The 15,962-nt window shown below is 37.9% G+C and carries 18 protein-coding genes; 13 read left to right on the forward strand and 5 right to left on the reverse strand.

What is annotated here, in order from left to right; genetic code table 11:
- Nucleotides 1-3 precede the first annotated feature (3 nt).
- A complete protein-coding gene (gene ruvC / locus EFY79_RS12445) occupies nt 4-564 on the forward strand; it encodes a crossover junction endodeoxyribonuclease RuvC (protein ID WP_123121120.1) in 561 nt (186 codons plus the stop codon).
- Between the two features lie 28 nt (nt 565-592).
- On the opposite strand, the gene EFY79_RS12450 is transcribed toward ruvC, so the two are convergent.
- From EFY79_RS12450 to EFY79_RS12465, 4 genes are all read right to left on the reverse strand, one after another.
- Nucleotides 593-985: an HIT family protein gene (locus EFY79_RS12450; RefSeq protein ID WP_123121041.1), complete on the reverse strand. Its 393-nt coding sequence runs from the start codon at nt 983-985 to the stop codon at nt 593-595.
- A 78-nt stretch (nt 986-1,063) separates the two neighbouring features.
- The gene (greA, locus tag EFY79_RS12455) at nt 1,064-1,537 is read right to left on the reverse strand and encodes a transcription elongation factor GreA (RefSeq protein ID WP_123121121.1); all 474 of its coding nucleotides are present in this window, start codon (nt 1,535-1,537) and stop codon (nt 1,064-1,066) included.
- A 105-nt stretch (nt 1,538-1,642) separates the two neighbouring features.
- Entirely contained in the window at nt 1,643-2,572 is a 930-nt protein-coding gene (locus tag EFY79_RS12460) for an NAD(P)-dependent oxidoreductase (RefSeq protein WP_123121042.1), read from the reverse strand.
- Nucleotides 2,573-2,677: 105 nt separating this feature from the next.
- Nucleotides 2,678-3,061 (reverse strand): RidA family protein, encoded by a 384-nt coding sequence (locus tag EFY79_RS12465; protein WP_123121043.1) that lies wholly within the window; start codon nt 3,059-3,061, stop codon nt 2,678-2,680.
- A gap of 77 nt (nt 3,062-3,138) precedes the next feature.
- On the opposite strand from EFY79_RS12465, the gene EFY79_RS12470 reads away from it, so the two are divergent.
- The 4 genes from EFY79_RS12470 to EFY79_RS12485 all read left to right on the forward strand — a co-directional run bounded on the left by EFY79_RS12470 (nt 3,139) and on the right by EFY79_RS12485 (nt 6,434).
- Complete coding sequence (locus EFY79_RS12470; RefSeq protein ID WP_123121044.1) at nt 3,139-3,774, forward strand: 3-hydroxyacyl-CoA dehydrogenase family protein; 636 nt, start codon at nt 3,139-3,141, stop codon at nt 3,772-3,774.
- Nucleotides 3,774-4,460: a tRNA (adenosine(37)-N6)-threonylcarbamoyltransferase complex dimerization subunit type 1 TsaB gene (gene tsaB, locus EFY79_RS12475; protein ID WP_123121045.1), complete on the forward strand. Its 687-nt coding sequence runs from the start codon at nt 3,774-3,776 to the stop codon at nt 4,458-4,460. The genes EFY79_RS12470 and tsaB overlap by 1 nt, the downstream gene beginning before the upstream one ends.
- Nucleotides 4,461-4,575: 115 nt before the next feature.
- On the forward strand, nt 4,576-4,929 hold the full coding sequence (locus EFY79_RS12480; protein ID WP_199727522.1) for an ArsR/SmtB family transcription factor: 354 nt from the start codon (nt 4,576-4,578) through the stop codon (nt 4,927-4,929).
- Nucleotides 4,930-5,030: 101 nt separating this feature from the next.
- The gene (locus tag EFY79_RS12485) at nt 5,031-6,434 is read left to right on the forward strand and encodes an MBL fold metallo-hydrolase (RefSeq protein ID WP_123121046.1); all 1,404 of its coding nucleotides are present in this window, start codon (nt 5,031-5,033) and stop codon (nt 6,432-6,434) included.
- A gap of 198 nt (nt 6,435-6,632) precedes the next feature.
- Here the strand turns inward: EFY79_RS12485 and EFY79_RS12490 are convergent, their stop codons facing one another.
- Nucleotides 6,633-7,637 carry a helix-turn-helix domain-containing protein gene (locus EFY79_RS12490; RefSeq protein WP_123121047.1) on the reverse strand — a complete coding sequence of 335 codons (1,005 nt, stop codon included), beginning with the start codon at nt 7,635-7,637 and terminating at the stop codon, nt 6,633-6,635.
- Between the two features lie 232 nt (nt 7,638-7,869).
- Here EFY79_RS12490 and EFY79_RS12495 point away from each other — a divergent pair, with 232 nt between their 5' ends.
- From EFY79_RS12495 to EFY79_RS12530, 8 genes are all read left to right on the forward strand, one after another.
- Nucleotides 7,870-8,814 (forward strand): sterol desaturase family protein, encoded by a 945-nt coding sequence (locus EFY79_RS12495; protein WP_123121048.1) that lies wholly within the window; start codon nt 7,870-7,872, stop codon nt 8,812-8,814.
- A complete protein-coding gene (locus EFY79_RS12500) occupies nt 8,795-10,033 on the forward strand; it encodes a DUF6134 family protein (protein WP_158605208.1) in 1,239 nt (412 codons plus the stop codon). Before EFY79_RS12495 ends, EFY79_RS12500 begins: the two co-directional genes overlap by 20 nt.
- 54 nt (nt 10,034-10,087) lie before the next feature.
- A complete protein-coding gene (locus EFY79_RS12505) occupies nt 10,088-10,657 on the forward strand; it encodes a hypothetical protein (RefSeq protein WP_123121050.1) in 570 nt (189 codons plus the stop codon).
- A gap of 53 nt (nt 10,658-10,710) precedes the next feature.
- Nucleotides 10,711-11,523, forward strand: a complete 813-nt coding sequence (locus tag EFY79_RS12510) for a hypothetical protein (protein ID WP_148041914.1) — start codon at nt 10,711-10,713, stop codon at nt 11,521-11,523.
- A 52-nt stretch (nt 11,524-11,575) separates the two neighbouring features.
- Nucleotides 11,576-12,199, forward strand: coding sequence for an outer membrane beta-barrel protein (locus tag EFY79_RS12515; protein ID WP_123121052.1), 624 nt, complete (start codon nt 11,576-11,578; stop codon nt 12,197-12,199).
- Nucleotides 12,200-12,385: 186 nt separating this feature from the next.
- Nucleotides 12,386-14,515, forward strand: a complete 2,130-nt coding sequence (locus EFY79_RS12520) for an FUSC family protein (protein WP_123121053.1) — start codon at nt 12,386-12,388, stop codon at nt 14,513-14,515.
- 305 nt (nt 14,516-14,820) lie between these two features.
- A complete protein-coding gene (locus tag EFY79_RS21290) occupies nt 14,821-15,012 on the forward strand; it encodes a hypothetical protein (RefSeq protein WP_148041915.1) in 192 nt (63 codons plus the stop codon).
- Nucleotides 15,013-15,076: 64 nt separating this feature from the next.
- The gene (locus EFY79_RS12530) at nt 15,077-15,937 is read left to right on the forward strand and encodes an Ig-like domain-containing protein (RefSeq protein ID WP_123121055.1); all 861 of its coding nucleotides are present in this window, start codon (nt 15,077-15,079) and stop codon (nt 15,935-15,937) included.
- The last annotated feature ends 25 nt before the right edge of the window (nt 15,938-15,962 follow it).

The raw sequence follows: 15,962 nt of genomic DNA on the forward strand, positions 1-15,962 counted from the left end.
CAATTGAATACAAATTCAAAAATCATTTTAGGAATTGACCCTGGAACACTCTTTATGGGTTTTGGAGTGATAGAGATTTCGGCATCCGGAATCACACTCATCATCATGGATGTGCTAAAGCTTTCTGCGAAAAAAGATGCGTATGAAAGACTGCAAATTATCCATCAAAAAGTTTGCGGTTTGTTAACTGAATTCAGGCCGCATGAGTTTGCAATTGAAGCGCCTTTCTTTGGAAAAAATGTACAAAGCATGCTTAAGCTTGGGCGTGCACAGGGCGTAGCTATTGCCGCTGCCATGCAGGCAGGTATTCCTGTAACTGAATATTCGCCGAGAAAAGTGAAACAATCTATTACAGGAAATGGAAACGCCGACAAACTGCAGGTATTGAAAATGCTGCAAAGGCTTATTGCATTTAATGAAGATCCCCAATATTTTGACGCTACCGATGCGCTTGCTGTTGCTGTATGCCACCATTTCCAGGGCAATTCGCTACTGAAAAATAAAACGCCCAAAGTGAATGGATGGAAAGAATTTTTAGTACAAAATCCCGGAAGGATAAAATAAAAAAACCGGATATTTCCTGCTTTACTGGCTACTTTAGAGCATCCAAAATTTTTTGCTGTGCTCTTTTCAACTCTTCTTTTGTTGGAGAAAGTTTTTTTCTTGTAAAATTAATATCGTTCATATTATTTAACGGAATGAGATGTAAATGCGCATGAGGCACCTCAAGGCCTACAACACTTAATCCACAACGCTGGCAGGGAAAAGATTTTTCGATAGCCGTAGCAATGGGCTTGGCAAAAAGCAAGACTTCCGAAAGGTAATCATCGGGCATATCGAGAAATTTATCAACTTCTATTTTTGGAATTACAAGCGTATGCCCTTCTACCAATGGATTAATATCAAGGAATGCAAAAAATTTGTCATTTTCTGCAATCTTATAGGATGGAATTTCTCCTTTAATTATTTTACTGAAAATGGTCATTAGCTTTAATTTTTTTGAAGTGGAATTGCTTTAGCTTTTTGCATTAAGCCTTTTGCTTTTTGCATTACGCTTGGGCGGTTACGCCGTAATTTCATCAATCCTGAATTTGATAAGCCCCGCAGGCACTTTTATTTCAGCCACCTCTCCTACGGTTTTGCCCAGCAGCCCGCTCCCAATGGGTGAACTGGCAGAAATCTTTTTTTCTTTGAGATTAGCTTCTTTTTCAGATACTATCTGGTAGCTTACCTGTTTTTTTGTATCAATATTTGTAAGGGTAACTGTGGTCAGTATTGAAACCCTACTGGTGTCAATTGTGCTTTCATCTACTATTTTTGCGGTGGCAATCACCGTTTCCAACTGTTTGATTTTTGCCTCTAATATTCCCTGCGCTTCTTTGGCAGCATCATATTCTGCGTTTTCTTTTAAATCTCCCTTTTCGCGGGCCTCACCTATGGCCCTGGATGCTGCGGGCCTGTCCACTGATTTCATGTGCTGCAATTCTGCCTGCATGTGCTCAAAAGTATCTTTAGTTACATAATTTACCTGGCTCATAAACCCTATTTTAATTTTTAATAACCATACGTGTTGTGAAAAAAAATACAACGCCCCAGAATGACTAAGACGTTGTATGTTTACAAATATAAGAAAGAATAGATTCTATTTCAAGCCTAATTTTTCGAGTAATACTGTAGCCATTTTGTAAAATGCTTCATGCGAATAGCCAGCAATATGAGGTGTAATAATTACATTCGTCTGAGCCAATAGCCAGTTCAATTTGTGGCTTTCTTCTTTTGTATAAGTATCCAGCTTTTCGTTTTCCAATACATCGAGGCCTGCGCCTGCAATCTTTTTGGCCTTCAATGCGTTTATCAATGCCGCTGTATCCGTCACTTTACCGCGACAGGTGGAAAGAAAGAATGGCGACCTTTCAAGCGAATTGAAAAAACTTTCATTTGCCATGTGGCGGGTTTCTTCGGTGAGTGGCACATGGAAGCTTATTACATCCGCATACCGGCAAACCTGCTCGAAATTTGCTTCCTTCACATATCCCTTGCTAAATCCAAATTTATATTTATCGTAAGCCAGCACGGTGACATCAAAGCAACCCAGCAATTTCGCAAAAGACGAGCCCGTATTTCCGAAGCCGATAATGCCTATCGTTTTTCCTTCAAGCTCGGTGCCGCGGTTGGCATCTCTTATCCATTTGCCATCTTTTATTTCTTCGGAGCTTGATAAAATTTTATTGGTAAGATTAAGTAATAAGCCCATTTCATGTTCTGCCACCGCATTCCTATTACCTTCGGGGCTGCTCACACATAAAATTCCTTTAGATTCTGCGTATTCCACATCGATAAGTTCCATGCCGCTGCCTAATCTCCCAATCCATTTTAACCGGGTGGCTCTTTCCAACATGGGTTTGTCAATTGGCATTCTTGTGGTTACTATCAAACCTTCTGCCTGGCTGATGATGGAGACCAATTCATCGTAAGTTATTTTTTCTGAAATAAGAACAGAATAGCCTTTCTTTTGCAGAGTTTCTGTTAAAATGCTATGTGTTTTCGCTGTAATAATTACCTGCCTGGTCAAATGCTAGTATTTAAATTTTTCTCGAAATTTTTAAGAAATATTCATGTGTAAAATACGAAACCGGGTTATGTGCTGCCCGACTGGTTCGGTTAGGCGGGGGCTGCTTTACTCTATGTAAGCAATCATACTGATTTCAACATTTACATCTTTGGGTAAGGTTTTCACGGCCACAGTTTCCCTGGCAGGAAAGTCTTTTTCAAAATATTTTCCATATTCAGCGTTTACTTCGGCAAAAGAGTTCATGTCTTTTAAGAAAATAGAGGTTTTTACCACGTCACTAAAATCTGAGCCGGCTTCTGTCAAAACCGCTTTTAAATTTTCCATCACCTGCCTTGTTTCTTCAGTAACGCCTGTAGTTTTCAATTCTGAAGTGCCGGGCACCAGCGCTATCTGGCCGGATAAAAATAAAAATCCGCCTGCCTTTACTGCCTGGCTGTATGGGCCAATAGGTTCAGGCGCTTGCCCGCTCTTAATGATTTCTTTACTCATAAATTTGTTTTTGAAAAGAGTTTAAAGTTGCAAAACTTTCCATCAACTAACAAACCTATTTTTGCAAAAAACAGGGAATGAATATTTTGATAATCGGCGACGATACGCAGAAGGGCGAAATTTTGACCCTTCCGGCCAGCGAAAAAAACACAGTTATTTTTACTGATGCGCTCCCTGGTATCGAAAGCCTTACAAATTTTGACGCGTTCTTTATTTTGTCTGACGTTGAGGAAATTGATATAAAAATATTTCAGCAAAAACCGGTTTTTATTAACAGCGTCTTTAAATGCTTATCAGAATTTGACCTTCCCCAAAATGTAGGCCGCATTAATGCGTGGCCAGGTTTTCTCTCAAGGCCATTATGGGAAGTAGCTGCCCATTCAGAAAATAATATTGAACCAATTTTCAGAGAGCTTAACCGCTTGGCAATTGTTGTTAAAGATGAGCCGGGTTTTGTGGCGGCAAGAGTGATAAGCATGGTTATCAACGAAGCCTTTTACGCCTTTGAAGAAGAAATCAGTAATATGGAAGAAATTGACAGAGCGATGAAATTGGGCACCAACTATCCGTGGGGCCCGTTTGAATGGGCAGAAAAGATAGGCATACAAAATATTTACCTGCTGTTAAAAAAACTAGCTTTAAAAGAAGAACGATATAAACCTTCGCCTGCATTAGAAAAACTATACGGGCAAATAAAAGAAAGAGAAGAATAATGAACTACATTTTAAACATCCACACCACAGAAAATAAAGCCATTGTAAATATTTGTGATGAAGACCACGTGTTAAGCGCTATGGAAAATGAAACACAAAACCAGCACGCCGGGTTTCTGCATTTATCTATCCAAAAGCTTCTTCAGGAAACCAATATTCCGGTTTCCAGTTTAAAGTCAATCGGCGTTACCGGCGGCCCGGGGTCTTACACGGGAATCCGGATAGGATTAGCCACCACAAAAGGATTATGCTATGCGCTCGGAATTCCAATGATGATGTACAACGCCTTGGAATTAATGACCTTTTCGGCCATCAGGCAGCATGGTGATAATGAAAAGGCGCTGTTTTGTCCGATGATCGACGCTAGAAGAATGGAAGTGTACAGCGCTGTTTACGATTATAACTTGGCAGAAATAACGCCTCCTTCAGCGCTCATTTTAAATGAACATTCTTTTGAAAACATAGCCAAAAATTCTCCATTATTTTACTTTGGAAGCGGCGCCAAAAAATTTAATGAAATTGCAGAAAATTCGTATTTGAATCTGCATTGGATTTTATCAGATATAACTTCTGAAGCGCTTGCTGCTTTTGGCTGGAATAAATTTAAAAAAAATGCATTCGAAAACATAATAAATGCAAAGCCGTTATATGTTAAAGATTTTTATACAAAGGCCAAAATCGTTTAAATTATAAAGTTTTTTTAATATTTCGTTACAAACTATATCTATTTACAATGCGTACCTTTGCCCAGAGAAATTTAATTCTGTTGAAAACCATTAATTAATTAAAATCTAATAAGAAATGACACTCACAGCGCAAAGTCACGAAACCAGCCGGCTTGAGCATACTAATGAAAGCGATGCTCTGAAAAACATGGATTATTTAAAAATTAAAAAGGCTGCTCTGGTACTAAGAGCCCTTAATCATAAACTCAGGCAACAAATTCTCAAAACCATTGACGAACAAAAAAGAATAACAGTTACCGAGCTTTATGTAAAATTACGCCTCGAACAATCAGTTGCTTCACAGCATTTGGCTATTTTAAGAAAAGCCGATATCGTAAATACTGTCAGAGAAGGTAAATTTATTTTTTATACTATTAATGAAGAACGTATTGGAGATATCAATAAGTTCGTGAAAGACCTGGTAGGATAATTCCAATAATTTTATTTGAGGATTAGTGAGCTTTAAAGAAATTTTCAGCCATATTTATTGATTTAAAATAAATATGGCTGATTTATTTTAAATCAATATTCATGTACATACAACAGATTTATACAGATTGCTTAAGCGAAGCGTCTTATTTTATTTCAAGTAACGGTGAAGCGGCTGTCATTGATCCGATAAGGGATCCGGATTTTTATTTGCAAATTGCAAGGGACAACAATTCTGTTATTAAATATATTTTCGAAACACATTTCCATGCTGATTTTATCAGCGGCCATTTGGAGCTGGCTAACCAAACAAATGCAACCATCATATTCGGGCCGTCTACCAAAGCGAACTTTTCTTTTCACATGGCTAAAGATGGCGAAGAATTTAAAATCGGAAATATATCCGTTGAAGCCGTGCATACTCCAGGCCATACGATAGAATCTACCTGTTACTTATTGAAAAATGAACAGGGGAAACCGTATTGTATTTTTACAGGCGACACCTTGTTTGTAGGCGATGTAGGCCGGCCTGACCTAAGCAGCGGAAACCTTTCGAAAGAAAAGCTGGCATCGATTCTTTTTGATTCTATTCAAAATAAGCTCATGCCGCTGCAGGATGATATCATTGTTTATCCTGCCCATGGGCCAGGAAGCAGTTGCGGCAAAAATATAGGGCCGCAAACACAGAGCACGATCGGCAATGAAAGGCAGACGAATTACGCCATGCAGCTTCAATCTAAAGAGGACTTTATAAAATCGGTTACCAGCGATCTTTCTGAGCCGCCACCCTATTTTTCCATCAATGCAAAAATTAATAAAGAAGGATATTCCAATCTTGATAATATCAAATCAAAAAGTTTGCGGCCATTGACCTTGGAAGAGTTTAAGGAAAAAATAAATGGCAATGCAATCGTGCTTGATACGAGAAACGCAGAGGATTTTACAAATGGATTTATTCCCGGTTCGCTGTTTATCGGGCTGAAAGGAAGATTTGCTGAATGGGCGGGAATTATTTTGCCATTTGACAAACCCATGTTGCTGATTACTGAAGAGGGCAAAGAAGAGGAAACTGTAATACGGCTGGCGCGTGTAGGTTTTGAAAATGTGGCAGGATATCTCCGCGGAGGCTTTGAAACGTGGAAGAATGCGGGAGAAGATATTGACCTGGTAATAAGTGTGGACGCGGATGAACTGGCGATGGATATTCCTTTTGATAGCCGGCTAACGGTGGTGGATGTACGAAGAATGAATGAATTTGCTGAAGGCCACGTAGAGAATGCGATCAATATTCCCTTAAATGATATGATTGATGTTGCCCAAATTGCACAACTGGAAGAAGACCAAAATTTATATATACATTGTCAAAGCGGCTACAGGAGCGTGATAGCCGCCTCGTTGCTAAAGCAACAAGGATATCACAATTTAAGAAATGTCTCAGGCGGCTGGTTAAAAATTAAAGAGCAGAAAGATATTAAAACCGAAAAAGAAGGAACTGTCCTTAATTAATTCGTAAGCCTCCGGCGCGTAGTAAAGCAACAAATTTCATCATTATCGTTTCCATATTAGCCAACCATTTCCAAGTGAAATTTTTTTTACATTTCTTTCCAGCGGAGGATTTTTAATTTGTGCTGATGAAAAAAAGCCTGCAAAAAGTAAGAAGCATACCAGTGCGCCACGAAGAAAATTAATATTACCATAATATTTTTAACCAAGTATTTTTCTCCTTGCATTTTCGAGTTTGGTGCGCAGCGTATTAAAAAAGATCAATCTTTCCTTTTCATTTACCTTGCTTATCGGAATTGATTTTTGCGCTATCACATCCATTGATCTTTTCATATATCTGTTAAATCTTTCATTGGTGGTCATCATGTAGTTCAATACCGTATGATTCAGATAAGTATAGTATTGGTTGCCCAATTGCATTACCTGCATATTATCTCCCAAAATGAGTTCATTAACGTAAAGATTATATACCGCCCCGGAAAATTCTGTAGGCTTTTGATTCAGGTGAAGTTTAACGCCAAACTCAGCCTGTAACTGAATGTGATTCAGCATTTCAAATAATTTATCGAAAAGGCAACTAACATCATTGTTAGATTTGAACACACCGGTTGCATGGTAAAATTCAATTTGCCGTAGGGTGCTCGTTATATTTTCAACATTCCAGATTTCTGTACTGGGGATATCAATAAAAGTGTCAAAGAGTTCTTTCCAGATTTCATGATATTCGTTGTAGTCGTCATTTACAGAAAATTTCGCTCCTTTCCATTCATCATAAAACAGGATTGATTTCATAAAGAAAAAAGATTTGAATGCAGCAATTTCGGGGATTAAAAAATAGTAAAAAAACGGAAATTCTTTAGCCAGATAGGTCATCGCACATGGGTTGAAAGTTTTCACCCTTTTTATTACCTGCACCACTGATAGCAGCCATTCCCTGTAATTAAAATCTGTATTATTGGTAAGGGTACTTACAAAAACAAATGAATTGGAATTCAGGTGAAGCAGGTTGTCCAGGGAAATTTTGAACTCTTCGCAAAGCTTTTTTATTTCATCAAGCGAAATGTGGGTTTCACCTCTTATCCGCCTGTAAGCACTGTCGTTGCTCACATTGAGCACATCAGCAATTGTCTCCGCAAAAGAAACATTTACCGGCAGCAGACTTTTGATATGCTTAAAGAAAATTTGTTGCACACTTTCCCCTTCCATAAAAAAAGATTTAGTAAATTTTCGGAAAGGGCGAGATTATGTTTAGTAAATTTCGCAAAAAAGTAATAACATATTGACTATTTTTCTAAATTCTTCAAAATAGTTTCACGCTTTTTTCCAATCAGATACTTTTTACTTTGAATGAAGTGTCCACTTCAGGAATCAATTAGGTATCGCATCTGCGCGGTAATAATTTTAGTTAGCAATTCTAATAAAGCTAAAACAGATTCCAATGCACATAGATCCTGTTATTTATCATGCGGCTCCTGCAATGGCAATTTTAATTGCCGCAGAAAGTTTATTAATGATCAAAGAACATGATTTTGACATTAAAGATGTTCTTTCCAGTGTGGGCATTATGCTAGGCCGCACGCCGATTGCCGCCATTACCAATGGCTTTATACTGTATCTATATACGCTGCTATACGCTCACAGGCTTTTTAATATGCCTCACCTTTATTTTTTTGTATGGGTAATTTGTTTTTTTGCTGATGATTTCTCGTTCTATTGGTTTCACCGCGCAAGCCACTCAATCAGATTTTTATGGGCGTCTCACCAGGTACATCATTCTTCGCAAAAATTTACTTTCGCAGTTGGTATCAGAGTACCGTGGACGGCAGATTTTACCGGCAACTTTTTATTTTGGTGTTGGATTCCGTTGATTGGTATTAAACCTGAAATGGTGCTGTATATGAAATCAATAAGTGTATTGTATCAGTTTTGGTTACATACTGAAACCATTACTAAATTACCAAATTGGTTCGAAGCATTTTTTAACACACCTTCTCATCACAGAGTGCATCATGGCTGTGATATCGAATACCTTGATAAAAATAACGGCGGCACCTTAATTATCTGGGATAAATTATTTGGCACCTTCCAGGAAGAGCTATTTAAACCTCAATATGGCCTTAGCGATCACTTCAAATCTTTTAACCCTGTTACGATTGCCTTTCACGGATGGAGAAGAATATTCGCAGATGTAAGAAAAACACACAGGATAAAAGATAAAGTTTGCTATTTCATTAAACCACCGGGATGGAGCCATGACGGCTCTACTAAAACTGCGAAACAATTGCAAACAGAATTAAAGCAGATTAAGTTCAAAGACTTGTGCAATGGAGAAAAAAATAATTTTTCAACTACAAAAATTTCTTATGAAAGTTTTTACAAGTAAGAGAAAAAGCATAAATGACCCGGTAGAATGTGTAATCATTTTCCTCCTTATTATCGGTTTGCTTTTAATTGCCGGAAATCTGAAACAAAATTTTTCCTGGCAGATTGTATATGGCTACCTTTTTTTTCTGGGCTGGTTTTCGTGGACGTTCGTCGAATATATGTTTCACAGGTTTGTTTGCCACAGTAAACCGATAAATAGTGCCAATTCCAAAAAAGATACTTTCAGTCACATGCATCATCATCAACATCCAACTGAAATAAGGCTTAGTACTACCACCCGGTTTATATTGATTGCCGGTTCTCTTATTCTGATTTTCTTTTCGATATGGCTGCATGATTACTTTACGATAATTGTCGGATTTGTTTGCGGATTTACCATCTATAATCTCACACATTGGATATTGCATCAGAAGTTTTCACAAAAAATTTTTGCAAAAAAAGTTCGCTATCATATTTATCATCATTGCAGATATCCACAAAAATGTTTTGGAATAAGTATCACCTGGTGGGATGATCTTTTTGGCACAGCTCCTCAAAAGCAGGATACCATTTCTCCAAAAGTGGTTGATTTATATTTTGGAAAAAAAATAAAAAAGGAATCCGTTTTAAAAAAGGAGGTGTTGATTTCAGCGCTTCTGCTTTGTGCGCACTTTTATTCGCCCGCACAGGAAAAAGTATTTCAGTATGATGTTATCAAAAACGGAAACGTAATAGGCTTTGTAAATGTGTCAGAAAAAAACAAGGGAAATATGCTTTTGCTCGAACTGAAATCAACCGTAAAAACAACGTGGCTTGCTTTTCAGTACACCAGCAACATAACTGAAAAAGTAGTTTTTGAAGATGGAGTAATGGTTTATTCTTTTTACTATAAAAATGAAAATGGCAGAGAAACACGCGTGGAGGCAAAGAAAGCAGGGCAATATATGAATATTGTTGACAATGGCCATTTGGATTTCAATTATCAGGCACCCGTCACATACAATACCGTGCAATTATATTGCGGTTGTCCGGGCATGGATACAAAAGTATATTCAAATCAATTCCAACAATTTCTGGATATAAAAAAAGTAGCTGCAAACAGGTACAGGCTTAGGTTGCCTGGTAACAATTATAGTTACTTCAATTACAAAAAAGGAAGATGCACGCAGGTAGATGTAGAGCGTGTTTTATTTACAATCCATTTTGTGTTGAGGAAAGAAACAAAACTTCTGCAATAACATAAAGTGGCCCTTCATCTGAAAACATTCTAAAAACTTTAAAAATAAAAAATCATGAAACGCAAAATGTTGGCCTCATGCATATTAATGTGTGCATTCCTTTTAGCCAAAAGCCAATCCGTCCCATTGACGAAAGAGCCAGACACAGCCAAAACCTTTCTTGTACAATTAAAAAATGGGAAAAAGTCGGATTTTGGGTATTTAGCCGGCATAAATGATTCCGCATTACAAATCGCTCACAAACGCGTTGGACTCTTAAGTTCGTTAAGAGAAGGCTCCCCCTATAAAACATATTATTACCAAAATATAGAAACATTAGGCATCGGGAAATATGGAAGTGTGGGCAAAGGTTTTGCCAGCGGTGCATTGACGGGCTTTGGCGCAGGAGCATTAATGGCAGTTATACTATCAAATGGTGACTCATTTGTTGGAGCTGGCGCCATAATTATTTTAGGAGTACTCGGAGCAATACCAGGAACTCTAATTGGGGGACTGCTCGGGTCGCACAAAAGGAAATTCAATATCAAAAGAAATAAAGAAAACTTCGAAGCTATGAAAACAGCCGTGGTTAAAATGGCAAATGACAACGATACTCTAGTTACCCATTCAGCAATTATTAAATAAAAGCAGCTTTTATTAATCATCCATAGATTAAATAACAATTAAATTAAATCATCATGAAAAAGACAATTTTAACGGTCTTCGTGGCTTCCGCTTTGTCTCTATTGGCAGGATGCACTCATTATTATTATGCACCAAATTCTGCAAATATTCCTTTGTTTAAAGAAAAAAATAATTTCAAATTTAAGGCCGGATATGGCGGAGATGATTACAAAAGTGGAGATATCCAAATGGCTTATTCGGCAAGCAGGAATATAGGCGTTATGGTAAATTCCTTTTTTGCAGGAAAAACAGAAGATGTAGAGGATAGTTATCGCACCGGGGCTTCTCACGAGGAATCCGGAAAGGGAAGTTTTATTGAAGCCGGTGTGGGATATTATAAACCCTTCTCAAGAAAAAAAGTATGGATTTTTGAAGCCTATGGCGGAGTTGGTATAGGAGGAGAATACCATACTTATGGAAATTTAGAAACTTCTAAATTTAAACTGACGAAATATTTTGTTCAACCTTCAATTGGATATAGTTCAAAAAGCGGCAAATTTGAATTTGCAGTAAGTTCAAGATTTAGCGGATTGAACTTAAAGATTAAGCAATCAAATCTCACACCCGAAACGAATCAAACAGAAAAGCAAAATGTTGATTTAATAGCGCTTCATCCTTCTTCTCTTTTATGGGAACCATCCTTCATGATTGCAGCGGGCTGGCCCGATTTTAAATTCTTTCTGCAGCTAACATCTTCTGATAACCTGAGTAATTCACATCTGTTCATGGATAAGGATAATGTAACCTTTGGGCTAAAATTCACCCTTAAAAAGGATCCCAATATGAAAAGCGAGACGAAAAGCAATTATATATCACCTTTCCTTTGATCTTTTTATTCCTACATAAGAACAATTTTTCATTCACTTTAAATTTAATGTTATGAAAAAGATTTTCTGGATTTGTATTTTACTATGCTCTTTCAAACTCAAAGCCAATTGCCAATCTGAACTCGGAATTATTGGCGGAATAAATTTTGCAAAACTTCATGCGCCTAAAAATTTTGAACCTGTCAATAACTCATTTCTCACTTCATTTCATGTTGGATTAGTTACAGATTTTAGATTGTCGTTTAACCTTTATTTTCAACCGCAATTTCTTTTGAGCGGCAAAGGCGCAAAACATTGGAGCGACTATCAGGATACCGTTTCTATAAAAACGTTTTATTTCGAAATTCCTTTAAATATTTTATATAAAAATGCCGCAGGCAATGGTAATTTTTTGGTAGGACTCGGTCCTTATATCGCTGGAGGAATGTTTGGTGCAAAAAGAAATAAACATTTCAACAAGAAAATAAAATTTGGGAATAAGTTTAACGATGATGCGAGAACTTTCGACACGGGTTTAAATTTGATAGGCGGTTATGAATTTAAATCAGGGACATTGGTCAATATAAATTACAGTTTAGCTGTTACCGACGCAGTTAGCGGAGCGTTTGCACCACTGGCCCGTAACCGTTATTTAGGAATTTCGGTCGGATATTTTTTGGGTAGAAATGAAAAGTAACTGAGATCTTCTATTGTCTAAAACATTTTTAACTCTGGCCTTTATCAATGAATTATTGCTTAACCGGAAAAGAAGGTTAACTCGCGGGCTTTACTTTAGTAAAGCAGCAAATTGTATGTTTTTTTATTTTGAATACATTGATACTGCCAAAAGCCACATAAATTTTTCTTTCTTTGTAATCGATACATGGAAAGAACACGCGAAATACGATATTTTTTCTTCAGCCAATATCTTTCGGATGGTGTGCGCATCACCCTGGAAATTATTATTCCTGCGCTGGTATTTGCCTGGTTAGGCGAATTAGAAATTGGACTTGCCTTGTCTTTGGGCGCATTATGCGTCAGCATAAGCGATGGGCCTGGCCCGGTGGTGCATAAACAATACGGGATGCTGTTTTGTAACCTGTTTGTTTTTATCAGCGCGCTTCTCACAGGTTTTTTAAACCATAATGCAATTACTTTAGGCGTCCTCATTTTATTTTCCTCCTTTGTGTTTACCATGTTTTCGGTTTTTGGAAACCGCGCCACATCAATAGGCTTCGCTGCGCTATTGATTATGATTCTGCAGATGACAAAAATTATTCCTTCCAGCGAGGTTTTTATACAAAGCCTGTTAATTCTGGCTGGTGGCGTTTGGTATATGATGGTGGCGTTGGCTTTCTTTCGGCTTACGCCATACAGGCCTGCGCAAAGGTCGGTGGGCGATTGCATTCGCGAAACTGCAGATTACCTTTTTATAAAAGCAGAAATGTATAACATCGATTCAGACCTGGAGCAGCTATATCAAAAAATGGTTCAGCAGCAGGTGGTGGTGAACGAAAAACAAAATGAAGTAAGGGAATTATTGTTTAAAAACAGGGCTTTACTAAGGGAATCAACGCGAACAGGACGCAGACTGGTATTAACTTTTGTTGACCTGGTTGATATGTTTGAACAAATAATGGCTACCGGTTATGATTATGCAGATTTAAGAAAAAGATTTGCCGGCACAGGCATTTTAGAAGAAGTGAACCTCATATTAAAAAAGCTTGCTTCAGAATTAAACTTTATTGCTGAAGCCGTTCAGTCCAATAATGCTTTCAAACATAAGGCAATACCTGATAAAGAAATAAAACTTTTGCAACAAAGAATTGAGTCTCTTTCCGACGAAAGCGATTTGACGACTGGACATAAAGTGCTTTCAAGCATGCAAATCCTAGCCGATCAGATTAAAGATATGTCCGGCTATTATGACGAAGAAGTTTTGACAAAAAGGAAATTAAGGAGCCGTGCGGAATATCGCAGGTTTGTATCGCATCAACCAATTAGCTGGAAGGTATTTAGAAACAACCTCACTTTAGATTCTTCTATATTCAGGCATTCATTGCGGGTGATGATTACGTGTGCCGCGGGATTTATTCTTTCACGGCTTTTTCTGCACGGGCATCATAGCTACTGGATTTTAATGACAATTATAATTATACTAAAGCCGGCCTTCAGTCTTACGAAAAAAAAGAATGCAGACAGGCTATTGGGCACAATAGGCGGCGGCATATTGGGATTATTGCTGTTGTATTTTATTCATGACAAAGTGATCATTTTTTGCCTGCTGGTATTTTTTATGTTGGGTACATACACATTTAAAACCCTGAATTATATCATCATGGTGTTATTTCTCACGCCCTACGTTTTGATCCTCTTTCACTTTCTCGGTATCGGAGCGCTGGATGTTGCGAGCGAAAGGCTCATGGATACTGCAATTGGTTCAGCGCTGGCAGCGTTGGGCAGTTACTTCATCTTTCCTCTTTGGGAATCGTCTCAATTGCAAAATTATATGGCCGGCATTCTCAAAGCCAATATTCATTTTCTTCAAAAGCTGCGGGATCTCATGGAAGGGAAAAAAATTGCTTCGCTTGATTACAAGCTGGTGCGCAAAGAAGTATTTGTAAGCAACGCTAACATCGCAGCTGCGCTGCATCGCATGCAAAGCGAGCCGAAAAATAAGCAGCGTCATAAAAATGAGATTTATGAATTTGTGGTATTGAATAATCTTTTGTCATCCAACATATCGAGCATTGCTTCAGATTTAATGGCTCACAAGCCGGTTGAAAAAATGGAAATTTCTTATTTAGATTCCTCAATTGATTGTATGAAAGAAAATCTGGAGAAGCTTGAAAATCAAAATGCACCTGAACGTGATTTGGAAACTAAACCACCCGCTAAAATTGAACAAAGAGGGGAAGGCAAAGCGCAATTGGCATTCATTAGAAAATTAATATCAGATATTGATAAGTTAACCAGCGTTATTGTTGACAAGAGCTACCGGCGCCGGTTGTAAATAAATCAACTGTGCTGCAAGTCCTGCTATCCACCGTACCAAAAATTTTCATTTCGATTTCATTTAACCTTTCGCATTATTTATCTGCCTGCTGTGCGGCAGGTTTACCTAATACAATCAGTTTAATTGTTCGCTTGTCTCATAAGCGGATAATCACTGTATCAAAAGCGAACAGCCATAATTTACCAAGAGTTTTTTAATTGTTTGAAAATCATTTTATTAAGAATTGGCACATCATTAGAAACTAACGTGGCATAACCAACACAAAAAGAAATTTATTTAAAAAATCACCAAAAACAAAAGTCATGAAACTTCAATCAAACAATCTTCTCGAAAATCTTATACCAGAAGAAATAAAAAGCCTGTTAGTAATAACAAAAGAAACCGTAGACAACAATTTCAAAAAAAGCAGGAAAAGGAATTTTACTGTGGCCGAATTTGATCAAATCCAAAAGCGTAAAAGAAATTTCTCTGTCAGAAGATTTTCTATTGCTTAACCAGGATGAATCTAAATTTTTAATAAACGACAATTTTTTACTTAAAAAAAAGTGAACAAGTAAAATGAAAAATTTTTCCTCCATCCGTTTCTTCATTTCCACTGTTGCAATCGTTGCAGGCTTGTCAATCTTGTCCTGTAAAAAGCCAGCAAATAACCCCGCAACAGGCGGCAGCGGCGACGCAAATGTTGTGACTGGCATTGCTGCCGATGCACAAAACAGACCTCTTGCCGGAATAAAAGTAAGGGCGGAAAATCCAACGGGCGACAACATTCACGTGGATGCAACCACAGGCACTGATGGCCGTTACAAAATGAAACTTTCTTCTATTGGCGGCTGGAAAATTTATGCATGGAAAGAAGTTGAATACAAAGGTAAAGCGTATCACCTCAGACTCGCAATGAAAAGCGATGCCGACTATGATGCATTTGCAACAGATGGCAAATCCGTGATAAAAGATTTTGTGTGGAAACTCAATGGCCGCATTCCCGACAGGCCCGCAAGTGCTGAAAATGGTTCCGGATATTTTGGTGCTTCGCTTCGAATTGTAAACTATAACGATGTGGTGCCTGTAATTCTTGCAGGAACTAAAGTAACTGTTACACTTACACCCATTGAAGGCGCCACTTATCTTGACGGTTCGCCAGCGAAAGCAGTTGTGGTAAAGACTTTCACTGTTCAGAATGGTAATGCGAATTATTATTTTTACGATGTGCCGGCGACAGAATACCGGATAACTGCAAAGAGCGAATTAAACAACGTTTTCAGAAAGGTATATGTTGGGGCAAACAGTTCTTCGGACTTGTTGGATTGGGTTGAATTTTATTTTGACCCTGCAGCCTCTTCTGCGGGTTCCTATGAAAGCGGTTTGAAATCACCAAACGATTTTCCCTTTTACCTGGCCCAGGGCACAGAACGCGCCTGATGATTAACCAAACTTCTACATCAAT

The organism is Hanamia caeni, assembly GCF_003721595.1.
GTDB classification, from domain to species: domain Bacteria; phylum Bacteroidota; class Bacteroidia; order Chitinophagales; family Chitinophagaceae; genus Ginsengibacter; species Ginsengibacter caeni.